The organism is Frankia sp. Hr75.2 (genome assembly GCF_949319125.1).
GTDB classification, from domain to species: domain Bacteria; phylum Actinomycetota; class Actinomycetes; order Frankiales; family Frankiaceae; genus Parafrankia; species Parafrankia soli.
The window spans coordinates 10,551-34,803 of the sequence record NZ_CASGGV010000244.1 but is presented as its reverse complement, the minus strand read 5'-3'; the positions used below and the strand labels follow the sequence as shown (position 1 = coordinate 34,803).

The following is a 24,253-nucleotide window of genomic DNA, read 5'->3' as shown; positions in this document are numbered from 1 at the left end:
AACTGTTGTCAGCCGAAGTACAGCCAGCTGAAGTGCCGCCAGCTGAACCGCCGCTCACCGGTCACCGCGCGCCGGTCACCTCGAACAGGGGAACGCATGTCATCCGGAACCTCAGCAGAAGGAAGCCCGGCCGCGGGAGGCGTCGCCGCCCCGGTCACCGCCTGCCGATCGTGTGACGGGCCCGCCCCGCGTGTCTTCCTGTCGCTGGGTGACACCCCTGTCGCGAACCGGCTCGTGAAGGCGGACGCCCTCGACGCCGTGGACCCGGCCTTCCCGCTGGAGGTCGGCTTCTGCGAGCAGTGCGCGCTCGTCCAGCTGACCCACGTGCTCCCCGCCGACGAGATCTTCGACGCCGACTACCCGTACTTCTCGTCGTTCTCCGACATGCTCGTCCGGCACTCCGAGAAGCACGTGATCGACCTGATCGCGAGCCGCAACCTCGGCCCGGAGAGCCTGGTCGTCGAGGTCGCCAGCAACGACGGCTACCTGCTCAAGGCGTTCGTCGAACGCGGCATACCGGTGCTGGGCATCGAGCCGACCCCCGGCCCGGCCGCCGCCGCGCGCAAGGCGGGCGTGCCCACCCGCGAGGAGTTCTTCGGGGCCGACCTCGCCCGTACGCTCGTCGCCGAGGGCCTGCGGGCGGACGTCATCATCGCCAACAACGTGATGGCGCACGTCCCCGACCTCAACAGCTTCGTCGAGGGCTTCTCGATCCTGCTCGCCGACGACGGGATCGTCGACGTCGAGAACCCCGGGGTCGGCGCGCTGCTGGCGCACAACGAGTTCGACACCGTCTACCACGAGCACTTCTGCTACTTCTCCACGATCGCGGTGGACGCCCTCATGCGCCGCCACGACCTGCAGCTCGTCGGCGTCGAGGAGTTCGCGGACCTGCACGGCGGGACGCTGCGCTGGCGGATGCAGCACCAGGGCGCCGCCGAGCCGACCGGGTCGGTGAAGGCCGTCCTGGACGCGGAGCGCGCCGCCGGCCTCGGGACGTTCGAGCGCTACGGCAGCTTCGGCGACGACGTCCGCGTGCTGCAGGGCGAGCTGACCGAGCTGCTGCGCTCGCTGAAGGCCGAGGGGAAGTCCATCGCGGCCTACGGCGCGGCGGCCAAGGGCGCCACCCTGCTGAACTCGACCGGCATCGACCACACGCTGATCGACTTCGTCGTCGACCGGAACGTGCACAAGCAGGGCAAGTACATCCCGGGCGCGCGGATCCCGATCCTCGACCCGGCCGTGCTGCTTGAGCGCCAGCCCGACTACCTGCTGCTGCTCGCGTGGAACGTGAAGAAGGAGATCATGGCCCAGCAGGAGGAGTACGCCTCTCGGGGCGGCCGCTTCGTCGTACCCGTGCCCCGTCCGGTCGTGCTCTAGGAGAGCCCAACCCAACGAAGCGATGACATCAGCGTCGGCAGCCCCCCGGCTGCGCCCAGCACCCCGCGGCCCGGACATCCTCGACGTCCCGGGCGGGACGGGGTGTCGGGCGTGACCGATCTCGGTATGGAGCCGAGGGCAGCCGGCGCGGACGACGCGGACCTCCCGCCCGAGCCGCCCGCCGGCGACGCCGACACCACGCAGTACGTGCCGCGCGCCCCGCGTCAGCCGCGCACCGGGCCGACCGGCCGGAACGACGAGCCCCAGCCCCGGCCTGGCGCGACCGATCCCCGGCAGCAGGAGGTCCACGTCGACACTCCGCTGCCGCGGATCGTCCTGCCGGGCACGCCCGATCCGCGGGGCGCCACCGATCCCCGCGGTGGTGCTGACCAGTGGGGTGGTGCTGACGGGCGGACTGGAACTGATCCGCGCGGGGGGCCGGAGCAGCATCGGCCGGTTCCCGAGCCGTTCGTGGTGGAGGGCCGATCCGGCTACCGGGACGGCCGCACCCCACCCCCCGGTCGCACTCCGCTCCCGGGATACCGGCCCGAGGCTGGTCACACTCCGCCCCCGGGTCGCACTCCGCCTCCAGGGCACACTCCGCCTCCAGGCCGGACGCCGCTCCCGGACCGTCGGCAGGAGCCGGGCCATCGGGCGGAAGCGGGCTACCGGCCGGAGGTGGGCCGTACTCCGCCCCCGGGCCGCACGCCAGCCCCGGGGAACACCCCACCGGCCGGGCAGGCGCCTCCCGGTCACACACCGGCAGGGCACGTGCCTTCCGGCTACACGTCTCCCGGGCAGGCGCCGCCGCCCGGGCGCACGCCGCCGCCCGGCTACACCCCCCGCCCGGGCGGTACGCCCCTGCCGGGCGTCCGGCCGCCGGACGGGACGCCGCCGAACCAGGGCGCGGCGCGTGCGCTGACGCCGCCGCCGGGCTGGACCCCCATGCCCCGGCATTCCACCGGCAACACGCCCGCCCCCGGCGGCACCCCGACCGACCCTGCTGCCCGGCACGACCAGCCGGGACAGGGCGAGCGGGGTGCCGCGCAACGGGCGGGCGGGGCGCCCCCGTCCGGCGGATGGGTTCCGCCCGAGACCACCGTCCGCATGGGTACCACCGGGCCGCAGGCACCGCCTCCGCCGGGAGGCGTGGCCCGTCAGCCCACGCCGAGGCCCGCTCCGCCGAGCGGCTTCACGGTGGGCACGCCACTGCCGGGGCGCCCGGCCGGCACCCCGCCGCCCGGCGCCGGGCCGGCGCAGACCCCATCACCGCAGACCCCACCACCACGGACGTCACCACCGCGGACCTCGTCGCCCGGCCTGCCGCCGGCGGGCCGGCGGGGCGATGACTTCATGCGGGTCGACGTCGCCGGCCCGAGTGCCGCCGCACCCCCGCCGGCGACCCAGCTCCCATCCACACCGCCCTCAGCCACCCAGGCCCCGACCGCCCACTCGTCTGGCGCCCACTCGTCTGGCGCCCACTCGCCTGGCGGGCAGTCGCCCGCCGGGCAGTCGCCAGCGGATCAGCGTCAGGCCCCGCCGCCGCCCGCCGCACCGCGTTCCGCGGGAGCGCCTCCCGAGGGGCGCCCTGCTGGCGCGGCCGGCCCTGCCGGCCCTGTCGGCGCGGCCGGAGCGGGGGACGCGCGACGATCGGGGCGCGGATGGTCGGCGACGGGGCGACGGGAGCCGCGCCCACCGGGCCGGGGCGGCGGCGCCGCGGCCGGATCGGACCAGACCGCGCTGACCAGCCGGGCCGGCGATGGCCGCGGCCGGCAGGGCCGTGGTGGGCAGGGCCGTGGCGGGCGCCGCGGGCGGCAGGGCGCGGCCCGCAACCCCGACATCCACTTCATCAACGCGTTCACCGACACCATCGACCTGTCGTCGCTGCGGCGCCGGCTGGAGATGGAGGACGGTGCCGCCGCCGTCGACCAGACGGACTACATCCCGCGTCTCTACGGCCGTAACCGGCCGGAGTCCGACGCCGCGAGCACGCAGGTCATGCGGCGCTCGGGGGCCGGAACGGGGCCAGGGCAGGCTGGTGGCCGGTGGGCCGGCCCGGCCAGCTCCGGGAGCGCGGCCGGAGCGGCCGCGGGCGAGGGCGACCCGGTGGACGGAACCGCCCGGCCCGGCCGGGCGCGCCACGCACGCGGCGGAGGTTCCGGCACCGGGGCGCTGGAGGTGGCCGAGCAGCGTCCGGGCACCGGGCCGGCCGCCGCCGAGGAGGCCGTCGTAGGCGGCGGGTCGACGAAGGCGAAGGCGATCTGGACCCTCGCCGACCAGGGTGTCTCCAGCGCCACCAACGCCGCCGTCTCGCTCCTGATCGCCCGGCAGGTGAGCTCGTCCGAGTACGGTTCGTTCGCGATCGCCTACATCATCTTCTCGGTGATCATCGGGATCTCCCGGGCGGGTGGCTGCCTGCCGCTGGGGATCTCGTACTCGGGCAAGTCGGTGTCCGAGTTCCGGTACGCGGCCGCGTCCGCCACCGGAGCGTGCCTGGTCTTCGGTGGACTGCTGGGGATCGTGCTCGTCGGCGTGGGGGCCGTCGCCGGTGGGTCGGTCGGCTCCGCCCTCGTCGTGGTGGGCTTCGTCCTGCCCGGCCTGCTGCTCCAGGACGCCTGGCGCTACGTGTTCTTCGCGATGGGCAAACCCCTCGGCGCGTTCCTGAACGATGTCGCCTGGGCCCTGGTGCAGGTGGTCGGGCTGACGGTGCTCATCGAGCGGGGCGTGACGGCCTCGCCGCCGATGCTGCTCGCCTGGGGCATCTCCGCGCTGGTCGCGGCGCTGCTGGGGGTCGCGCAGGCCGGTCTGTGGCCGGCGCCGTCGCGGGCGCTGACCTGGGTCCGGGAGAACCGGGCCAACGCGGCCAACCTCGCGGCCGAGTTCGTCACCGTCCAGGGCGCGCTGCAGGCGTCGATGCTGCTGATCGGGCTGCTCAGCTCCAAGGAGACGATCGGGGCGCTGAACGGCGTGCGGACGCTGCTCGGCCCGACCACCGTCATCGGCGTGGGCATCGTCAGCTTCGCGGTGCCGGAGCTCTCCCGCCGCATCGACATGTCCGTGCGGGCGCGCGAGCGCGCGGCGGTGCTGCTCACGGTGATCGTGGTCGGCGTCGGCGGCCTGTGGAGCCTGCTGTTCATCGCATTCCCGGCCATCGGGGAAACGCTGCTCGGTGACACCTGGCCCGGGGCGCACCACATCCTCGTGTACTCCGCGTTCCACTACGCGGGGACGGCGCTGCCGACCGGGCCGGCCTGCATCATGTACGCGCTCGGCCGAACCAAGATCACGTTCCGGATCAACCTGTCCATGGCGCCGATGCTCTTCGCCTTCCCGATTCTCGGCCTGCTGCTCGCGGACGCCACGGGCGCGGTCATCGGGTACAACCTCGTGTTCTGGGGCATCGCCCCGGTCTGGTGGATCCTGCTGCGCCGGATCGTCCGCGAACACGCACGCGGACGACCGGACGCCCGCGACGCGGCCGAGATGTCCGTCCAGGTCGGGGCGCCCGAACAGACCGAGACGTTCGAGGAGATCGCGACGTCCGACCGGGCCGAGAGGTTCGATCACACCGGGATGTCCGACCGGGCCGTCCTGCCGGCCGGGAACGTGCGGGTCGTCGAGCCCTCCGGACGGGAGGGCCCCGGCCGGGAACGGGCCCAGGTGTCGAGGCTGCCCGCGCTCGCGCCGCCACCACCATCCGGTCGTCCGAGCCGCGGCGAGGCGGTACATGTCAGGCCGGCACACGGCGGCGAGGCGCACGGAACCCCCGCGCGCGGCGGCGCGGGCTCCGGTGGGGCGGCGCAGGAGGACGTCGAGCGGACCACGGTTCTGCAGGGCCCGCCCCCGCGCGGAAGCTCCGTTGAGGTGTCGCCGCAGGCCGGCGAGCGGGACCGCAATGATCCTGAGCCGCTGGACCTGCTCGAACCGGAACAGCGCGGCGGTGCCGACGGACCGCGAGGCGGCGGGCGAAACCCTGGCCGCTAGCCTGCGCTCACGCTATGAGTCGCTTACTTTGCGCTATCGGCTATGCTCACAAATCGGTTCCGTCAGATCTTGGCCGTGGTCCGATGACCGGGCCGGACGCTCCTGTGGGGGGCCCAAATTGACTCCGCTTCACCTGCCGCCCAAAGGGCTTGCGTCAGCGTTCGCCCAGCTGCGGCTGACCGGCACCTCGCCACGCGCCTGGCGCCCTGAGGCGGGCGCCGCATGAGCCGCTCCTCTCAGCAGGGCACGGAGTCCGGCCGGGCCCCATCTGCCCCGTCGCTGATCCGCATCCTCAAGCCGCGGTGGATGGTGATCGCCATCTCGGTGGTCATCCTGGCCGCGCTGGCGATGATCATATCCAAGCAGCAGGCGGCGACGTTCCAGGCGAGCTCGCGCATCTTCCTGGACACCTCGGACCAGACCCTTGGCGCGAACTCGGTCGACGCGGGCCGCTTCGTGCAGACCCAGGCCCAGCTCGCGACCTCGACAGCGACTCTGGACGAGATCGCCGCCAAGCTGAAGATCACCCGGGCTGACGTCGCGGACCGCCTGACGACGACCCCGTCGGACGAGGGGTACTTCTTCACGATCACCGGTACCGGCACCAGCGAGCAGGCCGCGATCGACTTCGTCAACGCCGCGACGGCCGCCTACACCTCCCAGCTCGGGAAGTCCGGCTCCGGTGACGAGACGTTGGTCGACACGCTCACCAGGATCCGGAACGAGAAGGCAACCCAGCTCCAGGGCCTCGACCAGCAGGCCCAGACCCAGGAAGGCGGGGCATCGGACCCCGGGCTGACGAACCAGCGTCTCGTGCTCCAGGACGAGGTGAAGGCGCTCAACACCCGGATCACCGAGGCCGGTGTGAACGTCGCCGCGGCGCCCACCACGATCCGGCTCGCCGAACCGTCGCGGTCGGAGGGTCAGGTCGCGCCGAGCCTGTTCCGTAACGTCCTCGTCGCCGCGCTGCTCGGCCTGTTCGGTTCCGCGGCCGGGCTCTGGATCATGTACCAGCGCCGCCCGACCATCCTCGACCCGCACAACTCGGCGGACCTGATGGGCGTGCCGCTCATCGCGGACCTGCCGGCGAGCCGGACGAGCGCGAACGCGGCGGAGACACTGGTATCGGCCATGTCGGCGGTGATGTCACCCACCAGCAAGGTGGTGGCCTTCACCCCGGCATCCCGGACGGACCTCAGCTCCGAGCTGGTCGCCGCCGTCGCCGCCGCCTGGTCGGACGACCAGGGCGTGGTGCTGATCCTCGACACCTCGGCGCAGTCGGAGGTCCGCGCGTCGCTGGAGGGGCTGCCCCGGCCCACCTCGGCCGAGCTGCCCCGCTGGGCGCACGAGCCGACCTGCCTGGCCCGCTCCTCGGGGACGGGCCGCGGCCACATCCTCTACAACCGGGTCTCGCCGGCCCGGGCCGCCCGCCCGGGGGGCCTCGCGCCCATCCTGGCCGACCGCGCGCCTGTGGTGGACCTCGTCATCCTCGTCACCGCCGCGCTCGCGGACCTGCCGATGACCGCCGCCTCGGCGATCCAGGCGGACGCCGTCGTCGTCATCACCTCGCCCGACACCAACCTCAAGGAGCTCGAGCAGGTGCCGCGCGACTGGCCGGCCCTGGCCGAGCGGGTCGTGGGTGTCGTGCACGACGGCCGCACGGCGGTGCGACGCAACGCGGGTGGCGGGCGCGGCTCGCCGCAGGCCGCGGTCGAGTCGATCACCTCGGCCTCACCGGTGGGCGGCGAGGCGGCCAGCCGCGCCCCCCGTGACACCGAGGCGACGGACCGCTACGCGCGTCCCGCGAAGCGCTGAGTCAGGCACTGACGGCAGCAGGCAACACAAACACCACAGAGGCCGGCCGCCGCCCCGAGGTACGAAGGACGGGCGGCGGTCAGGCCCCGCCAGGCACGGCAAGAGGCACCACCCCCCAAGGCCCGGGACCCACGGGCGGCGGGGATGCTGGACCGCACCGAATGAGGGGCGGGTTGGCCGGGATTTGGCAGAGTCCCGGCCGGCCCGCCCCTCGCTGTTTCCGCCCGGGAACCCGCCGGTCCGGGCTGGGGAGATACGCGCGCCCGAAACGATCGTGCTCAGGCCGGCGGGGGCGGGCCGGCGGGGGTAGGTGTCGGGGCAGCGCAGGCACGGGCCGGCCGGGCCTGGGCGGCGCTGACCCGGGGCTGGGGCACGGGGCCGGGGCGCGGGGCTGGGCAGCGTAGGCCCAGGGCTGGGGCCGCGCGGGCCATGCGCGGAAACGGGTGAATATCTATCGCTTCCGGCCTTCTTCGTGGTCCCCAGCACCCCTCTGCCCGTTGCCGGCTCGGATGGCGCGGCCGCCACGAGCCGCAGTCGATCCTGGTGTTCCGTGGAACCGGAACGTGCTCAGACCGCGACCACCCCGAACCGCAGCCGATCTTGGCGCTCCGCCAACGACGAGGACACACCCGGATGCTGTCGCAGTGCTAGGAGATGCCCCTGCAGGGCTTCAGGCGGAGCGCTGGGCCGGTGTCAGACGACCGGGCGGGGTGGTGAGCTGGGATCGGCCGGGGGGCTCTCCCGGCTTCGACTCCAGCGTTCGTCCTCCGGCGTGGCGGTGAACCACGAGACCAGCAGCATGCCGAGCGCGGTGACCACCGGGCTCAGTAGACCACCGGACAGAATGCTGTAGAAGACGATGACCGACCCGGACAATACGAACGACGGCGAACCGCGTACGAACATGGCCATGACGAACGCCAGGAACGCCACCGTCCCGATCACGCCGTACTCCAGTACCAGCTTCGGGAGGAGGGCGTAGTTCAGCGGCAGGCTGGTCTTCAGGTAGAAGGCCGCGGCGTCCCGGTCGGCGAATCCGGGGCCGGAGCCGAACAGGACCGTCAGTGGATCCTTGTCCAGCGCCTCCCAGGTGCGGGTATAGGGCTGGACGAACCGCAGGCTTCCGCTGGAGTTGTTCGACGATGTCTCGGTCGCCCGTTGGGCGAAGATATCGGCCGCCGGGGTGAAGCTCAGGATGAGGACGACGATGCTCACGCCGACCAGCGCCGTCGTGGCGAACCGGGCGCCCTTGTGTACCGACAGCAGCACCAGGGCGGCGGCCAGCAGCAGGACCCCGGTACCCGAGACCGTGGATAGCAGGGCGAGCACGTACATCACGTAGCGCCACCAGCTGCCGCTGCGCAGGACACAGACGACGATGCCGAACCCGAGGAACTGCGAGCAGAAGGACGGCTCGAGGCAGATGAAGGCGTTCGACTTGTAGAGACTCGATCCGTACTGGACGGGGTAGCTGGTGTTGAACCCGTGCATCCGGAAGTCGGCCGGGATGACGCTCAGGACGTCGGTGTACTGCCAGCCCACGAGCTGGATGGCGAACTGGAACAGCGCGACCCCGGCGAGGATCGTCGTGAGGTTCACGAACCGGTCGAGCAGCTTGGGGAACAGCGCGCGCGAGTCGGCGGGGGCGAGCCCGAAGCACAGCGGGATGTAGGTGCCGAAAAGCAGGATGAGTGAGGTGAGGGCCGTGTCGTCGAGCTCGCGTAGAAAGGACACCAGGCCGGCCGCGCAACAGGCGGTCATGGCGAGCAGGTAGGCGCGCAGGCGGCCGACGTTCACCTGGATGTCGCCGCGGCTCATCATCACGATCACGCCGACGATGGTGATCGGCAGGATGAGCTGGAGCTGGGCGCCCGCCACGGGGATGGCGAGCCTTTGCAGGAAGATGTTGCAGAACAGCAGGACCGTCAGGGTGTTGAGGATCCGCGCGTTCTCCGGGCGCCGGTCGGCGGCCTCCGAGGTGGGGATCACCCACGAGCGTGGAATCCTCGTGGTGAGGGTGGTGGTGACCACCAGTTCCCGCCCCCGTTTCTGCCGCGTCGGATGTCTCGCCCGCGCCGTCGTCCCCGGTCGGGACGACCGCGTCAACACCGTCGTCCACCGGGTACGGCCGGTCGCTCTCGCACTGCCGGGCCGCCTCGGGGCCGGTCGGCCCCACCCCGTTGGTCGGTACACCACCGGTTGGTCCGACCCGGGTTCATGCGGGGGTGCGGACGGAGGGTCAGTGGTCGGCGGGGTTCTTCCACCCGAGGGTCTGGTGTCGGCTCGGGGCGACAGTGTATCCGTGGGCGGATTGCCCTCTCGGGTGGGCCGCTCGGGCCCTACTCCACCGGGTATCGTTAGTAAACCTCACGTGGCGTCATGGTTACGACAGGTGGTTGCGGGGGAGCGTGTCGTATTGATCTAGCGGTCCTGTGAATAATGTGCGAGTAGCAAGAGGCGCAAGGAACTGACCATGATGCGTACCTCGCCGGGGAACCGGTCGAGCTCGCACCCCGTTGGGCGGTCAGGGGGGCAGGAAACGGACGTCTCCGATGACGTGACCGGCCCGTTGGTCGAGCCGATCGCCTCGGGGTACAGGTGCCGCCCGTTCGTCGGGAGGCGAGCGAGCAGGCCTAGCGGCGGGCCGGATACGGCCAGGTCGGTGTGGCCACGTCGGCGCGGGCGTGGCCAGGGCGGAGCACGACCGGGATCGCGGTCACTGCGGTGCTCCGTCGACCGCACGTCATCAGACAGTCACCAGGGCGCGGGCGGCGCGTCGTCGACGGAGGTGGGGGCGTGGAACATCGCCGTGGGGATGCCGGCGACCCAGGTTCTTCGTCCGGCGAGGGGCCACCGCGGGACTCGTCCGACGACCACGCCGGTGACGCCCAGCACGCCGGCGACGTCCAGGCATCCGGGTCGCCGCGGGCAGGCGGCCGTCGCGGCCCTCGCTCCAAGTGGGCGGCGGGTCCCGCCGGCGGCCAGCCGGGGCGTCGGCGCCGCGTCCTGCTGCTCGGGGGCATCGGCGCGGCGATGGCCGTGGTCCTGCTGGCGGTCGGGATCGTCGTGCTGACCGGTGGGGAGGACGAGCCCCCGACCACGCATCCGACCACCGGCGGCGTGAGCTGGGTCTCCGGCGCGAACGCCAACCCGCCGAACGACCTCGCCGGCTGGGAGAAGTGGATCGGCCGGCCCACCGACATCGCGATGGTCTTCACCGCCCGAACGAACTGGCAGACCATCACCCAGGCCGACTGGCCGATGTCCGACTTCCGCCCCGGGACCTACCCGGGCAAGCTCTCCGTCGCCCAGCCGCTGTTCCCGCAGAGCGGCAGTGAGGCGGCGTGCGCCCGCGGGGACTATGACAGCCACTGGCGCGACTTCGGCACCACGATGATCCGTAACGAGCGGCCGGACGCGATCGTCCGCCTCGGCTGGGAGTTCAACGGCGACTGGTTCTGGTGGCATCCTCGCGACACCGTGGCCTGGAAGACCTGCTTCCGGCGGGCGGTCGCCGCGATGCGGTCGACCGACCCCCAGGTGAGGATCGACTGGAACATGACCGCGCACCGGGACACCATGCCCAACGGCGACAACGTCTGGGACGCCTACCCCGGCGACGACGTCGTCGACATCATCAGCATCGACGCCTACGACTCCTACCCGGCGTCGGCCACGCAGAAGATCTTCAACAACCAGTGCAACCGGGCCTCCGGCGCGTGCTCGGTGGCGGCGGCCGCACGCGAGCGCGGCAAGCAGTTCGCCGTCCCCGAGTGGGGCCTGGTCCGCTCCACGGGCGGCGGCGGCGACAACCCGTTCTACGTGGAGAAGATGTACGAGCTGTTCGTCGCCAACCGCGACATCCTGGCCTACGAGGGCTACTACAGCGCCTCACCGGCCGAGACCGAGAACGTCGGCTCGTCGCTGCACAACCCGACCGCGAACCCGGAGAGCGCCAAGCGTTATCTCGAGCTGTTCGGGCCGCGGGTGAGCGCCGCGCAGGCCGGCGCCGGGACCTCGACCCCGGCCGGAGCCGCTCCGCTGACCGGGGACCCCGGCTCCTCCTGACCACCCGCTCCGCCCCGCGGCTCAGCCGGGGCGGAGCCGGTCCGGCCTCCGGGGATCGGGTCAGTAGCTCTTCTTGGCGGGGCGCAGGTGTAGTTCGGTGATCTCGGCGGTGCGCGGGAGGCGGGTCAGGTAGGTGACCAGGTCCGCCACATCGTCGGCCTGGATCAGCAGCTCGGGCCGGTAGGGCCGGCCCTCGCGCAGGAAAATGGTCTCCTGGCGGGGCGTCGCCGTCCGGCCGAGGTGGAGGGTCACCACCCGGATGCCGTCGGCGTTGACCTCCTGGCGCAGGCTGTCCGCGACCGCCCGCATCGCGTGCTGGGTGGCCGCGAACTGGCTGGTGCCGGCACCCGCCCGGACCCCCTGCGACGAGTTCATGACGATCACGTCGGCGCCCGGCTCCTCCGCCGCGCCCGACGTCTCGGGCGCGCTTTCCGATGCCGCCGCGCGCAGGGCGGGGAGCAGGCGCTGGGTGAGGGCGAACGGGCCGCGGACGTTCGCGGCGTACTGGGTGTCGAAGTCGTCGACGGAGGCGTCCTCGACCCGGGAGGTGAGGTAGCCCCCCGCGCTGTGGACGAGGAGGTGCACCCGGCCGTACCGGCTGGCGGTGTCCGCGGCGAACCGGTCCACCGCTGCGGTGTCGGTCAGGTCCAGGCGCACCGGCACGAGCGTCCCGGCGCCGGAGGCCGCGCCGTCTGTCGTGGCCACGCCGGCCTCCTTGGCCAGGGCGTCCAGGCGGGCCTGGTCGCGGCCGAGGGCCAGCACGGTCGCGCCGTCCGCGGCCAGGCGGGCGGCGACGGCGCGACCGATGCCGCTCGACGCGCCCGTGACCACCGCGACCCGGCCGGCCGGCAGGCGCGTGTTCCCGGCCGCGCCGGCCACCCGGCCCGCCGGCGGGACTGTGTCCTTGTCGGCGGCTGTCACGCGGTGGTCTGGGGTTCGTAGACGAGGATCGCGTCCGGCAGCGGGGGAGCGGTGTCGTAGCTGAGGCAGATGTCCTCGGGGATGCGGCTGAGGTCGGTGCCGCGCAGGTAGTCGCGCATCGTCGTGCCGGTGCACTCGGAGTCGACGTTCACCGAGCCCACGTGGTTCACCACGTCGTCGTAGTGCACGGTGCGGAAGTCGATGCTGAACCGGGTGCGGCCGGAGGTGTTCGGCACCGAGGAGTGGAGCTGGTTGCCGGAGAAGACCAGCATTCCGCCGGGAGGGGCGACGACCCGCGTCTGCGGGAAGATCTCGACCTCCTCCTCGGGCTTCGGCTGCACGCGCGTGTCGGTCTTGATGTGCTTGGCGGCCGACGCGCGGTTCGTCTTGTTCCACTCGTAGTAGTTGTAGGTGCGCGAGCTGTTCCTGACTCCCTGCGTGAAATAGCGGGGATGGAAGGCCAGCCCGTTCTCCGGGACGATGTCGAAGATCGGCATCCACCAGTTGAGCTGGCAGAACGGCGCCGAGTACCAGGTGTCACGGTGCGGGTGGAAGGCGTAGGCGATACCCGAGGTCAGGTAGTCGTCGCTGGTGGACGTCCGCAGCCGCGGGACGTCGAAGTAGGTCTTGCTGATGTCGCAGCCCAGCTCGGCGAGCATCGCCGGCAGGAGTTCCTTGCAGGTCGGGTGGTGGATGAAACGCGGCTTCAGGTCGGCGAGCAGGGCGGCGTACTCCTCGACGGGCATGTGGTGCTGCGCCGTCTCGGGGTCCAGGTCACCGAAGGCGTCCCGGATCAGCTCGCGGGTGAACTCGACGAATGCCGTGGTGCTGGGCCGCGGCGAGTAGACGAACAGCTCGCCCGCGTACAGCTTGGCGCGCCTTTCGTCATCGGACAGCGCTGAGTCGAGCAGCACCGTGCTCATCGGGTTCCCCCTCGCTCTGGACGTGGATGAGAAGCAGCCGGGCGATCTCGAGCTCTTCCGGCGTCGTGACGTGGATGTTGGCCGGCTCGCCCGGGAGCACGACCACCCGTCCGCCGGCGTCGGCGACCATGGCGGAGTCCTCCACGGCCTCGACCGCGCCCGCGTGCGCGGCGCGCAGGGCGGCGGCACGGAAGGCGTGCGGGGTCTGTACCAGCCGGTGCGTCTCGCGCGCCAGCGAGGCCCCGGTGACGAGGTCCGGGCCGCTGGCCAGGACCCCCTTGACGACCTCGGTGAGCGGCAGGCCGGGCACGGCGCCGTCCGCGCCCGCACGCACCGCCGCGACGACCGAGCGGTACAGCGCGGCGGTGGCCAGCGGGTGCGCGGCGTCGGTCACCACGATCACCCCGGCCTCGGCCGGGACGGCGGCCAGCCCGGCCCGGACGGACTCGGCGCGGGTGGCGCCGCCGGGGATGGCGCGCACGCCGTCCGGCGGAGCCCACCGGTCGAGCAGGGGCGCGGGGAGCACCACGACGACCCCGTCGCAGGCGGCCGCGGCCGCCCGGACGGGATGCGCCACGAGCGGGAGCCCGCCCAGGTCGGAGAACTGCTTGGGTCCGCCGAACCGGGTGCCGCCACCGGCCGCCAGCACGATCGCCCAGGCCGGCCCGCCGGGAGCCGATTGAGCAGGTTGAGCCGATTCCGCCGAACTCACCTGATCACTACCGCGGGTTCCGGCGCGGCGGCGACGGTGCCGGGCGGCGCGACCGTGGCGGGAGCGGCGATGGGAGCGGTGTCGGGCGAGTCGACGGCCGGGCCGTCCTCGGTGAGCAGGCCGACGCCGGCCAGCGCGTCCGCGGCGTTGGCGACCGCGTCGAACGGCAGCTCGGCCCGCTCGGCGATGTCGAGCAGGGTGCGGGTGCCGTCCGCGAGGTTGAGCACCCACAGCAGGCCCATCTCGATCGACGCGCGGTTCATCGTCGCGCCGATCGAGCGGTACAGCCCGCGCCGGCCGAGCTGGGGCTCCCCGTAGGGAGAGGTGTTGCGCCAGACCCGGTCGGCCTCGCAGATCTCCATCGTCCGGTTCAGGATGGCGAACGAGTCCGCCAGCGACTCCGGCGTCACGAAGTCGATGTTGTCGGCCGACGTGTGGTATTCCGGGTACTCGCCGTGCTGGCTGCGGCCGAACCGGCCCACCGGCAGGTCGAAGCCGGGCGAGCAGAACTGGCGCTCGTCGTAGCCGTAGGGCGAGAAGCCGACGACCCGGTGCGGACGTCCGGTCTCGGCGAGCGCGCGCGCCGCCGCCCGGTCGACGACCGCGTCGCCGCGCCGGCTGCGCTTGTAGGTCGGCGTGCCCCGGTCACCGAGGCCGGTGAGCACCAGGCCGTGCCGGATCCGCCCGACCGCCGCCGGGTTGCGGGCCAGCCAGGTGATCGAGCCGATCGTCCCCGGGATGAACAGCAGCCGGTAGGTGAACCGGCGTTCCCGCGCGGCCAGCGCGGACGCCAGCTCGGCGGCCACGGCGATGCCGGAGGAGTTGTCGTTGGCCATCGCCGGGTGGCAGGTGTGCGTGGTGACGAGGAACTCCTCGTCGGTGGTCCCGGGCAGCACGATCTCGCCGTAGGTCAGCGACCCGTCGGTGAGCGAGGTGTCGATCTCGACCTGGTACTCGCCGTCGGGCAGCGCCGCGAGCTGGCGGTCGGTGAGGCAGAAGCCCCACGCGTCGTTGTAGTAGGACGTCCGGTAGGGGACCCAGTCGGGCCGGTCCGGCATCGAGTACAGGTGCTGGCGCAGCTCGTGCAGCGGCATCCTCGCGCGCACGGGCGTGCTGTAGCCGAGCAGGTGCAGGGGGTTGTCGGCGACGTCGACGACGACCCGCCCGTCCGGCCCGACCAGCCGGGCGCCGGCGACGTTCCACTCCCGCGGGACCGTCCAGTCCAGCACGGGCGTGCCCGACGGCACCTCGTGCACGGTGAACGGGATCTGCGCGGGCAGCGCCGCGCGCACGAGGTCCAGGGTGGCCCGCACCCCGCTGCCGGTGATGGAGCGCATGGGGGGCATGAGGGCGGCGACCAGGTCGTGCAGGCGGCGCCCGACCGCGTCGATGCCGGCGGTGGTCATGGGCGCAGTACTCAGGGGCGTGGTACTCATGGGAGCGGCGTCCGGTTCCGTCAGTCGGCCCAGACGCGCCACGGCGCCGTGCCCGCGTCCCACAGCTGGTTGAGCTCGGTCCAGTCGCGGAAGGTGTCCATGCCCATCCAGAACCCCTCATGCGTGTGCAGGGTGAGCTGGTTGTCCCGGGCGAGCTGCTGCAGCGGGTGGCGCTCGAGCATCGTGGACGGGTCATCGTCGAGGTACTTGTCGACGAACTCGCGCTCGAAGACGAAGTAGCCGCCACTGACCCAGCCGGTCGCCGGGGGCTTCTCGGCGAACTGCGTGACGGCGTTGCCCTCGGTGACCAGCTCGCCGTAACGGCTGGACGGCCGCACGCCGGTGACCGTGCCGATCCGGCCGGACCGGATGTGGTCGCCGAGAACGTCCGCCACGTTGATGGCGCCGACGCCGTCACCATAAGTGATCATGAAGCGGGGGCCGGTGAGGTACTGCGCCACCCGGCGCAGGCGGGCGCCCGTCCCGGTGAGCAGTCCCGTCTCGACGAAGGTGACCTCCCAGTCCTCGTCGCCGGCGGTGTTGTGGAACTGCGGTGTGTGGTCGTCGGCGAGCTTGAGCGTGAAGTCGGCGACCTGCTGGCGGTAGGCCAGGAAGTAGTTCTTGATCAGGTCGCTCTTGTAGCCGAGACACAGCACGAACTTGCGGAAACCGTAGTGCTCGTAGGTCTTCATGATGTGCCACAGCACCGGCTTACCGCCGATGTCGACCAGGGGCTTGGGGAGCTTCTCGCTGGCCTCGCGCAGCCGGGTTCCCATGCCGCCACAGAGGATGACGACCGGAATGTCGCGCGGGTCGACGCTTGCGGCATCCGTCGAGAGAGCTCGGGTTGTCTCGGTGGTCAAAGCTGTCGCGTCTCCCGTGTCAGTGCCCCGGCGGGCCCGGGGGCGGATGGCTCGGTGCCGGATGGGCCAGGTGCCGGAGGCAGAGCCGGTGCGGGGCTGTGACGGGGTCCGTGCCACTGGCCGTACCGGCTCACCGGCTCCGCCGGTGCGTACCGGCCGCGGGAGGGGTCGTCTCCCGCGTCGGGCGCTGGCCGGTGCGGCCGTCCGTTCCCGACGGCGGGCCCGGTTCCCCTCGGACTCGGCCGGCGCGGCTCCTGCCGGCCGGCACGGTCGCCAGCCGCCGGAGCGTGAGGATGTGCAGCTCGCGACGCCCGTCACCTGTCGGGGGCGGACGTGCGGTGTCCTCCAGTCGGTCCGCGGAGTTTCCTGGTCCACTGTTGTGTGATCGCGTATTCGCGTGTTCTCCTGCGCGTTGATCGCGTGTGCGCGTGACGGCGGCCAACCGCCGACCTGAGCGCCGGGCGCGACGCGGCAACGGTACCGTACCGCCCCTTCCGTGCCGGTCCACGGTCCCGGAGTACCTGGTCAGCATGGGCGGGTCGGACCCCGTCCACCCGGCCGGACGGCTCTGTCAACGTTGACGTGAGTGCCGGTGCGCGAGGGCTCTTCCGCGGTCCCTTTGGCACCGGTGTGCGTCGTCCTTGTTACGGTTTGTCGGATGTCCTGGGATGAAGGACGCGGTCCGTCGTCTCCATGTCCATCCCCCGGCCTGCGCGGTCGCTGGCCTCGGCGCGCCTATACCGTTGTCTTTCTCTACGTCGGCCGGGAGGTAAGATCCATGCTCTCGGCCATACTTTTTACTTTTAGTAAACGACTCAACATGATTCAGGCCCTGGTTCGGCGGGACGACGCACTCGGGGGTGGATCCCATGCCGCCTGACGAGTGGCACGGCCACGGCCGCCCCGATCTGACCCGCGCGAGCCGGGCCGACGTGCCGACCGGTGAATGGGTCGTCGACGACGGCCCCGCGGGCACCCGGCCGACGTCCGACTGGTCGATCGGGGTCTATCGGCGCGGTGACGAGGTTCCGGGGCCCGGCCCGGCCACCGGAGCAACGGCCGCCACCGGCGCCACCTCCGCCTCGCCGCCCGCTGGAGCGGCCGCGGTTCCCGCCCCTCCCGCCCAGCCGGCCACCGGCAGGGCTCCCGGCTCACCTTTTGACCCCGAGATGCTCTCCTCCCGGCGCCGGCCGGCGCGCCGCCGTTCGCCGGCCGCGCCGATCGCCCCCTACCCGGAGGGCCCGGCCTACCCGGGATCCGCCACGCGCGGCGAGTCCGGGGCGCGCGGCGAGTCCGGGGCGGAATGGCCCGATGACCACGAGTCCGGCCAACGCGGACGGGGCCACAGCGGGTCCCGGCGCGATCGCGACTCCAGATGGGACGTGCCCGGATGGGACGCCCCCGGATCCGACCGTCCTGGCCCCGGCGAGGGCGAACAGCGCCAGCGTCAGCCTGAACGGCACCGGTCCGGACCCGGCCGGCCCGCGGGTCGCGGCGTCGGTGAGCCCACGTCGGGGTACGGCGAGTCCGGCCACGGGCGCGATCCGTACCGCGGCGCGGACGGGCGTCCCGGCGCGGCGGGGCACTGGGATGAGCCGGACTGGGCCGGCGAGCCCTCCCGTCCCGCCCCGTGGACCCCGCCGCCCTTCGAGCCACGGCCATCCTCGGCACCGCCCGCACGGGTCCCGCCGCCGGCGGCACCGCCGTTCTCGGCACCGAGCTCGCGGGTGCCACCGCCGCCACCGTCGGAGTCACCGTCCTCGACGTGGCCGCCCGGTGATCTCGCCACCCAGCATTTCCAGCGGCGAGACTGGGAAGGTGAGCCGCGGCCCGGCGGACCGAGGCCCACCCGGCCGGGCGGGGAACGCGCAGACGAGACGATGATCCTCCCGCCGTCCCGGCCGGAGCAGGGCGCGCGCGAACGCGGGGATCGCGACCAGCGGAGCCAACGGCCGGGCCGTGACCAGCGGAACCATCAGCCGGGCCGTGCCCCCCGCGACCAGCCGGACCCTGATCGGCGCGGCGACCAGCCGGGCCTTGACCGACGTGACCGGCCAGGCCGTGATCGGCGGGGCGATCAGCCGGGCCGTGATCGGCGGGGCGATCAGCCGGGCCGTGATCGGCGGGCCTCGGAGCGGGCCCGTCGCGGAGACGGCGCTCGCGAGCGGGCCCCCGGGGAGGGCACCGCCGCGCGGGAGCGGTCCTCGCGGCCGGTGACCGGCCCGGAGCGTGCCCAGCGGTCGGACGACCAGCCGGAGCGGTCGCGGCGGGGGCAGGAGCAGACCGGGTGGGCGCAGGAACATCCGGAGCGGCCGCGGCAGCGGCGTTCGGCCACCGACCGCACCCGGTCCGACCGCACCCGGTCCGATCGCGCCCGGCCTGACCGTGCTCGGCCCGAGCGCTCGCGGCCCGGGTCCGCCGGCGGGCACGTCACCGGGGTGCTGCCCATCGCCGACCCCGTCCGGGACGGGCGTGGTTCCGCGCAGCCGCCGCGGACCGAGCCGGCGGCCGACGCATCGCTGCCACACCGGGTCACCGACTGGATCATCGAGCACTGGGGCGCGAAGCCCGGGCGGCACCCGTACCTGCCGGTGGGCCTGGTCGCCCTGGCGGCGGTGCTGGCCCTGGTCGCCTGGATGCTCGGGCCGGCCCAGAACAGCCCGGCGAGCGTGGACGCGGCCCCGGTCACGCCGACTCCGTCCGCCGCACCCTCGCCTGCCGCCGTGCCGCCGCCGGCACCCGTCTCGGCCGAGCCCGCCCCCGGATCCGGTGCGGTCGCCCCGCCATCGGGGCAGGTGACCCGCGTGGCGCGGGCGGCGACCGCGGGGAGTTTCCCCAGCGGGGTGGCCGCGCACACGGTGGCGGAGGCGACGGCGTGGGCGCAGTTCCGCGGCCGGCCGGTGGACGTGGTGGTCACCTACACGGACCGAAACAGCTGGGACGCGATCGTGAACCCCTGGATCGGCCGCAGCGCGTCGACGTTCTCAAACTTCGCCGGCACCCTGGTCGTCAGCGTTCCCCTTTTTCCGGTCGAGGGCTCGGAGCTGGGAAATCTCACTGACTGTGCCGCTGGTGACTACAACGCGAAATGGCGCCAGTTCGGCCGGTGGCTGGTGAACGAGGGTCGAGGGGACTCGTTCGTCCGCCTTGGCTGGGAGTTCAACGGCGACTGGTTCGCCTGGCGGGCCTCAGCGAACCCGACGGCCTACGTGCAGTGCTTCCGCAACGCCTCGTCGTCGATCAAGGCGACGAGCCCGAAGGTCCGCATCGACTGGAACATCAACGCCCACGGGCCGCGCAGCGCCTTCGCCGTCTACCCGGGTGACCAGTACGTCGACGTCATCGGCATCGACAGCTACGACCAGTACCCGCCGAGCCCGACCCTCAGCGCCTTCGACGCCCAGTGCGACGCCACCGAAGGCCTGTGCCAGGTGATCAGCTTCGCCCGCCGGCACAACAAGCTGTTCTCGGTGCCCGAGTGGGGTGTGGTCAGCCAGCAGAACACCAAGGCCGGTGCCGTCGGCCAGGCGGGCGGGGACAACCCGGTCTACATCGAGCGGATGTACAGCATCTTCGAGCGCAACGCGGACATCCTCGCCTACGAGGCGTACTTCAGCGACGACGTCCCGGGCAACGTCCACTCGTCCCTGCTCAACCCCAACCGCCACCCACGCTCGGCGGACACCTACAAACGGCTCTGGTAACACCCACCCGCGACCCCGGGTCGCGGCGTGCGGCCGGTCAGATGGCGCCGGAGCGGCCGGCGTCGTCGTGGAGTCCACCGACGAACGCCTCGGCCACCTGCACCTGCTCGCGCAGTGTGATCAGCTTCTCCTCGGCGAGGGCGACCCAGGTGGCCAGCCGGGCCTGGAGCTCGGCGCGCCGTTCGGCGGGCAGGTCCGCCTCCTCGAGCTCGTCGCGCAGCACGAGCAGGGAGCGCATCTCCTCCAGGGTGAAGCCGAGCGGCTTCATTTTCTTGATCAGGAAGAGCCGGTCGACCGCGTCGTCGTCGTAGAGGCGGAAGCCGCCCACCGTCCGACCGACCGGCATCAGGAGCCCGGCTTCCTCGTAGTACCGAACCGTGCGCAGGGACAGCCCGACTCGCTCGGCGACATCACCGATCTGGTGGACGTCACGGCGTCGCGTGGTGGACAAGTCGACCCTTACGTCAGCATCTGTCGCCGGTGGCAAACCGGGCGTCTGACGACTGTACGTCGATCCGTGACACGGCGCCCGCATCTCGATCGGACGCCCTGCCGTAGGCTGGTCATATCGACCCCGCCGCCCGGGAACCTCGCCGGGGACGGCTGCATCCGGGACGCCTCCGCACCCAGGGTGGCTCCGTATCCGGGGTACATCCTCTCCGGTGCCCAGCGGGGGTGGTCGGCCCGCCGGCGGAGGTTGTCCTCCGTCCGGTTCCCACAGCCGGCAATCCTCACGGCCGGCAATACCGTCTGTCGGATCGCTGTTGCAACCGGAGTCGGCCGCCGTCTGGCCGCATCGCCGTGGCCGCCGCGTAGTCCGTCGGCACCGGATTCGCTAGCACTGGAGAGGCACGGGACGGATCACATGACCCTCGCGCCGCTGCTCGACGCCCTAGTCGCCCGCCCCGGCGGTGATCCAGCGCTGACCCGCGCGCTGGGCTCGCCGGACGAACCCGTCCTCGACCTGGCCGGGCCCGCGGCGCTGCGCCCGTTCGCGGCGGCGGCGATGGCCCGGGCCGGTCACACCGTCCTCGCGGTGACGGCGACCGGCCGCGAGGCCGAGGACCTGGCCGACGCGGTGGGCAGCCTGCTGGGTCCCGAGCGCGTCGCGGTGTACCCGAGCTGGGAGACGCTGCCCCACGAGCGGCTCTCGCCGCGGGCGGACACGGTGGGGCGCCGGCTGGCCGTCCTGCGCCGGCTCGCGCACCCGGGCACCGGCGGTGCCACCGGTGCGGGCCCGCTGGCCGTCGTGGTGGCCCCGGTCCGCTCGGTGCTCCAGCCCCAGGTGGCCCGGCTGGGTGAGCTGGCCCCGGTCGCGCTGGCGAAGGGGGACACCGCCGACCTCGAGGAGGTCACCGCCCGCCTGGTGGGCATCGCCTACCACCGCGTCGACCTGGTCGAGCGGCGCGGCGAGATGGCCGTCCGCGGCGGGATCCTCGACGTCTTCCCGCCGACCGAGGAACACCCGCTGCGGATCGAGTTCTTCGGCGACGAGGTGGACGACATCCGCCGCTTCTCCGTCGCCGACCAGCGAGCGCTGCCCGCGGAGGACGGCGAGCCGGCGGCCGAGCTGTTCGCGCCGCCGTGCCGGGAGCTGCTGCTCACCGACGAGGTCCGGGCCCGCGCGGCGGAGCTGGCGCGGGAGCACCCGCAGCTCGTCGACATGCTTGACAAGATCGCCGAGGGCATCCCGGTGGAGGGCATGGAGGCGCTCGCGCCCGTGCTCACCGACGAGATGACCCTGCTGCTGGACGAGCTTCCGGCGGGCTCACGTGTGCTGGTCTGCGATCCCGAGCGGGTGCGCACCCGGGCCGGCGAGCTGGTCCGCACCAGCCAGGAGTTCCTGGACGCCTCGTGGAGCGTCGCGGCGCTCGGTGGCGGGTCGCCGATCGACCTGGGCGCGGCGACCTACCGCTCGGTCGCCGACGTCCGGGAGCGGGCCGCCGAGCTGGGTATCCCCTGGTGGTCCGTCAGCCCGTTCGCCTCCGACCCCGGAGCCGGAGCCGCGGCCGGGGGCGACGACGCCTTCGGCGACGACACGGTCGTCGCCAGCCTGCGGCCGGCCACGGCCTACCACGGGGACACCGCGCGGGCCACCGCGGACATCAAGGGCTGGCTCGCCGACTCCTGGCGGGTGCTGCTCGTCACCGAGGGCCACGGCCCGGCCGAGCGGCTCGTCGAGATGATGCGGGAGGCCGATCTCGGCGCGCGGCTGGCGGCCGACGCCGAGCTCGCCGCGGGGGTCGCCGTCGTCACCCAGGCCCAGCTCGGCGCCGGGTTCGTCAGCCCCACGCTGAGGCTGGCCGTGCTCACCGAGACCGACCTCGCCGGCGCCCGGGGGGTCACCACCCGGGACATGCGCCGGATGCCGAGCCGGCGGCGCAAGGGCATCGACCCGCTCGCGCTGAGCGCCGGCGACCTCGTCGTGCACGACGCCCACGGTGTCGGCCGCTACGTCGAGATGGTCACCCGCACGGTGGCCGGCGCCAAGCGCGAGTACCTGCTGCTCGAGTACGCCCGCGGCGACCGCCTCTACGTGCCGACCGACCAGCTCGAGCAGATCAGCCGCTACGTCGGCGGCGAGGGCCCGAGCCTGGACCGCATCGGCGGCGCCGACTGGGGCAAGCGCAAGAGCCGGGCGCGCAAGGCCGTCAAGGAGATCGCCGGCGAGCTGATCCGGCTGTACAGCGCTCGGATGGCCGCCCCCGGCCACGCCTTCGGTCCCGACAGCCCCTGGCAGCGTGAGCTGGAGGACGCCTTCCCCTTCCGGGAGACGCCCGACCAGCTCGCGGCCATCGACGAGGTCAAGGCCGACATGGAGAAGCCCGTCCCGATGGACAGGGTGATCTGCGGCGACGTCGGCTACGGAAAGACCGAGATCGCCGTCCGCGCGGCGTTCAAGGCGGTCACGGACGGCCGCCAGGTCGCCGTCCTCGTCCCGACCACGCTGCTCGTCCAGCAGCACTTCCAGACCTTCGCCGAGCGGTACGCGCCGTTCCCGGTCACGGTGAAGGCGGTGAGCCGGTTCAACGCGCCGTCCGAGCAGCGCGCCGTGCTCGACGGCCTCGCCAACGGCACGGTGGACGTCGTCATCGGCACGCACCGTCTGCTCTCCGGCGAGACGAAGTTCTCCGACCTGGGCCTGGTGATCGTCGACGAGGAGCAGCGCTTCGGCGTCGAGCACAAGGAGCACCTCAAGAAGATGCGGACCGCGGTGGACGTGCTCACCATGAGCGCCACGCCGATCCCGCGGACCCTGGAGATGTCGATCACCGGTATCCGGGAGCTGTCGACGATCGACACCCCGCCCGAGGAGCGCCACCCGGTGCTGACGTCCGTGGCGCCCTACGACCCGCGCCAGGTGACCGCGGCCATCCGCCGCGAGCTGTTGCGCGAGGGGCAGGTCTTCTTCATCCACAACCGGGTGGAGAGCATCGACCGGGCCGCGGCCGCGCTGCGCGAGCTGGTGCCCGAGGCGCGGATCGCCACCGCGCACGGCCAGATGAACGAGGACGCCCTCGAGCAGGTCATGGTCTCCTTCTGGGAGAAGAAGTTCGACGTCCTGGTCTGCACGACGATCGTCGAGTCGGGCCTGGACATCTCCAACGCGAACACGCTGATCGTCGAGCGGGCCGACAACTTCGGGCTCTCCCAGCTGCACCAGCTGCGCGGGCGGGTCGGGCGAGGCCGGGAGCGCGCCTACGCCTACTTCCTGTACCCGGCGGACCGGCCGCTGTCGGAGACCGCGCACGACCGGCTGGCCACCATCGCCCAGCACAACGACCTGGGCGCCGGCATGGCCGTCGCGATGAAGGACCTGGAGATCCGCGGTGCCGGGAACCTGCTCGGCGGCGAACAGTCCGGCCACATCGCATCGGTCGGTTTCGACCTGTACGTCCGGATGGTGGGCGAGGCCGTCGCCGAGTACAAGGGCGAGGCGGAGGAGCCGCCGGAGGTCAAGGTCGAGCTGCCCGTCGACGCGAACCTGCCGCACGACTACGTGCCCAGCGAGCGGCTGCGGCTCGACGCCTACCGCCGGCTGGCCGGCGCGGTCTCCGACGCCGACATCGCCGAGGTCCGCGGCGAGCTGACCGACCGGTTCGGCCCGCTGCCCGAGCCGGTGGAGAACCTGCTCGCCGTCGCCGGCCTGCGGGTGCTCGCCCGCCGGTTCGGCGTCACCGAGATCACGGTGGCCGGCCGGCAGGTCCGGTTCGCCCCGCTGGAGCTGCGGGAGAGCCAGACCCTGCGGCTGACCAGGCTCTACAAGGGCGCGGTGGTCAAGCCGGCCGTGCGCACGGTGCTGGTGCCGGCGCCCACCGAGACCGGCCGGATCGGCTCCCGACCGCTGCGCGACCGTGCGCTGCTGGCCTGGGCCGGCCAGTTGCTGGAGGCCGTCGCCGGCGACTCGGTGGCCGCCGCCGCAAGTCGGTGAGGGCCGCACCGGATA

The 24,253-nt window shown here is 72.9% G+C and carries 15 protein-coding genes; 8 read left to right on the top strand and 7 right to left on the bottom strand.

What is annotated here, in order from left to right; translation table 11 throughout:
• The first annotated feature begins 96 nt into the window (after positions 1 to 96).
• The 3 genes from AC559T_RS17280 to AC559T_RS17270 all read left to right on the top strand — a co-directional run bounded on the left by AC559T_RS17280 (position 97) and on the right by AC559T_RS17270 (position 7,179).
• Positions 97 to 1,380, top strand: coding sequence for a class I SAM-dependent methyltransferase (locus AC559T_RS17280; RefSeq protein ID WP_071059198.1), 1,284 nt, complete (start codon positions 97 to 99; stop codon positions 1,378 to 1,380).
• A 771-nt stretch (positions 1,381 to 2,151) separates the two neighbouring features.
• Complete coding sequence (locus AC559T_RS17275; protein WP_498869401.1) at positions 2,152 to 5,364, top strand: hypothetical protein; 3,213 nt, start codon at positions 2,152 to 2,154, stop codon at positions 5,362 to 5,364.
• 222 nt (positions 5,365 to 5,586) lie between these two features.
• Positions 5,587 to 7,179, top strand: a complete 1,593-nt coding sequence (locus AC559T_RS17270; RefSeq protein WP_112105080.1) for a GumC domain-containing protein — start codon at positions 5,587 to 5,589, stop codon at positions 7,177 to 7,179.
• 693 nt (positions 7,180 to 7,872) lie between these two features.
• Here AC559T_RS17270 and AC559T_RS17265 read toward each other — a convergent pair.
• Complete coding sequence (locus tag AC559T_RS17265) at positions 7,873 to 9,168, bottom strand: hypothetical protein (protein ID WP_498869400.1); 1,296 nt, start codon at positions 9,166 to 9,168, stop codon at positions 7,873 to 7,875.
• An 807-nt stretch (positions 9,169 to 9,975) separates the two neighbouring features.
• On the opposite strand from AC559T_RS17265, the gene AC559T_RS17260 reads away from it, so the two are divergent.
• On the top strand, positions 9,976 to 11,247 hold the full coding sequence (locus AC559T_RS17260) for a glycoside hydrolase family 26 protein (RefSeq protein WP_498869399.1): 1,272 nt from the start codon (positions 9,976 to 9,978) through the stop codon (positions 11,245 to 11,247).
• 60 nt (positions 11,248 to 11,307) lie between these two features.
• Here AC559T_RS17260 and AC559T_RS17255 read toward each other — a convergent pair whose 3' ends face one another.
• The 5 genes from AC559T_RS17255 to AC559T_RS17235 are packed head-to-tail and all read right to left on the bottom strand — an operon-like array spanning position 11,308 to position 16,102.
• Positions 11,308 to 12,168: an SDR family oxidoreductase gene (locus AC559T_RS17255; protein WP_498869398.1), complete on the bottom strand. Its 861-nt coding sequence runs from the start codon at positions 12,166 to 12,168 to the stop codon at positions 11,308 to 11,310.
• Positions 12,165 to 13,091: a phytanoyl-CoA dioxygenase family protein gene (locus AC559T_RS17250; RefSeq protein ID WP_112108366.1), complete on the bottom strand. Its 927-nt coding sequence runs from the start codon at positions 13,089 to 13,091 to the stop codon at positions 12,165 to 12,167. The genes AC559T_RS17255 and AC559T_RS17250 overlap by 4 nt, the downstream gene beginning before the upstream one ends.
• Complete coding sequence (locus AC559T_RS17245) at positions 13,054 to 13,803, bottom strand: IspD/TarI family cytidylyltransferase (protein WP_112108367.1); 750 nt, start codon at positions 13,801 to 13,803, stop codon at positions 13,054 to 13,056. The genes AC559T_RS17250 and AC559T_RS17245 overlap by 38 nt, the downstream gene beginning before the upstream one ends.
• A complete protein-coding gene (locus AC559T_RS17240; protein WP_498869397.1) occupies positions 13,800 to 15,239 on the bottom strand; it encodes a DUF4910 domain-containing protein in 1,440 nt (479 codons plus the stop codon). The genes AC559T_RS17245 and AC559T_RS17240 overlap by 4 nt, the downstream gene beginning before the upstream one ends.
• A gap of 20 nt (positions 15,240 to 15,259) precedes the next feature.
• On the bottom strand, positions 15,260 to 16,102 hold the full coding sequence (locus tag AC559T_RS17235; RefSeq protein WP_020458450.1) for a sugar phosphate nucleotidyltransferase: 843 nt from the start codon (positions 16,100 to 16,102) through the stop codon (positions 15,260 to 15,262).
• Positions 16,103 to 17,732: 1,630 nt separating this feature from the next.
• Here AC559T_RS17235 and AC559T_RS17230 point away from each other — a divergent pair.
• The 3 genes from AC559T_RS17230 to AC559T_RS17220 all read left to right on the top strand — a co-directional run bounded on the left by AC559T_RS17230 (position 17,733) and on the right by AC559T_RS17220 (position 19,806).
• Positions 17,733 to 17,882 carry a hypothetical protein gene (locus AC559T_RS17230; RefSeq protein WP_498869396.1) on the top strand — a complete coding sequence of 50 codons (150 nt, stop codon included), beginning with the start codon at positions 17,733 to 17,735 and terminating at the stop codon, positions 17,880 to 17,882.
• Between the two features lie 179 nt (positions 17,883 to 18,061).
• On the top strand, positions 18,062 to 18,319 hold the full coding sequence (locus AC559T_RS17225; RefSeq protein ID WP_498869395.1) for a hypothetical protein: 258 nt from the start codon (positions 18,062 to 18,064) through the stop codon (positions 18,317 to 18,319).
• Positions 18,316 to 19,806, top strand: a complete 1,491-nt coding sequence (locus AC559T_RS17220) for a glycoside hydrolase family 26 protein (protein ID WP_498869394.1) — start codon at positions 18,316 to 18,318, stop codon at positions 19,804 to 19,806. The genes AC559T_RS17225 and AC559T_RS17220 overlap by 4 nt, the downstream gene beginning before the upstream one ends.
• Before the next feature lie 37 nt (positions 19,807 to 19,843).
• Here the strand turns inward: AC559T_RS17220 and AC559T_RS17215 are convergent, their stop codons facing one another.
• Positions 19,844 to 20,257 (bottom strand): MerR family transcriptional regulator, encoded by a 414-nt coding sequence (locus AC559T_RS17215; protein WP_112108369.1) that lies wholly within the window; start codon positions 20,255 to 20,257, stop codon positions 19,844 to 19,846.
• 414 nt (positions 20,258 to 20,671) lie between these two features.
• Here AC559T_RS17215 and mfd point away from each other — a divergent pair, with 414 nt between their 5' ends.
• Positions 20,672 to 24,238 carry a transcription-repair coupling factor gene (gene mfd, locus AC559T_RS17210; RefSeq protein ID WP_498869393.1) on the top strand — a complete coding sequence of 1,189 codons (3,567 nt, stop codon included), beginning with the start codon at positions 20,672 to 20,674 and terminating at the stop codon, positions 24,236 to 24,238.
• Positions 24,239 to 24,253 lie beyond the last annotated feature (15 nt).

What these genes read in the sequence shown, in the direction of transcription:
- AC559T_RS17280 (WP_071059198.1), top strand. Translation starts at nt 97, where the DNA reads ATGTCATCCGGAACCTCAGCAGAAGGAAGCCCGGCCGCGGGAGGCGTC.
- AC559T_RS17270 (WP_112105080.1), top strand. Translation starts at nt 5,587, where the DNA reads ATGAGCCGCTCCTCTCAGCAGGGCACGGAGTCCGGCCGGGCCCCATCT.
- AC559T_RS17250 (WP_112108366.1), bottom strand. Translation starts at nt 13,091, where the DNA reads ATGAGCACGGTGCTGCTCGACTCAGCGCTGTCCGATGACGAAAGGCGC.
- AC559T_RS17240 (WP_498869397.1), bottom strand. Translation starts at nt 15,239, where the DNA reads ATGAGTACCACGCCCCTGAGTACTGCGCCCATGACCACCGCCGGCATC.
- mfd (WP_498869393.1), top strand. Translation starts at nt 20,672, where the DNA reads ATGACCCTCGCGCCGCTGCTCGACGCCCTAGTCGCCCGCCCCGGCGGT.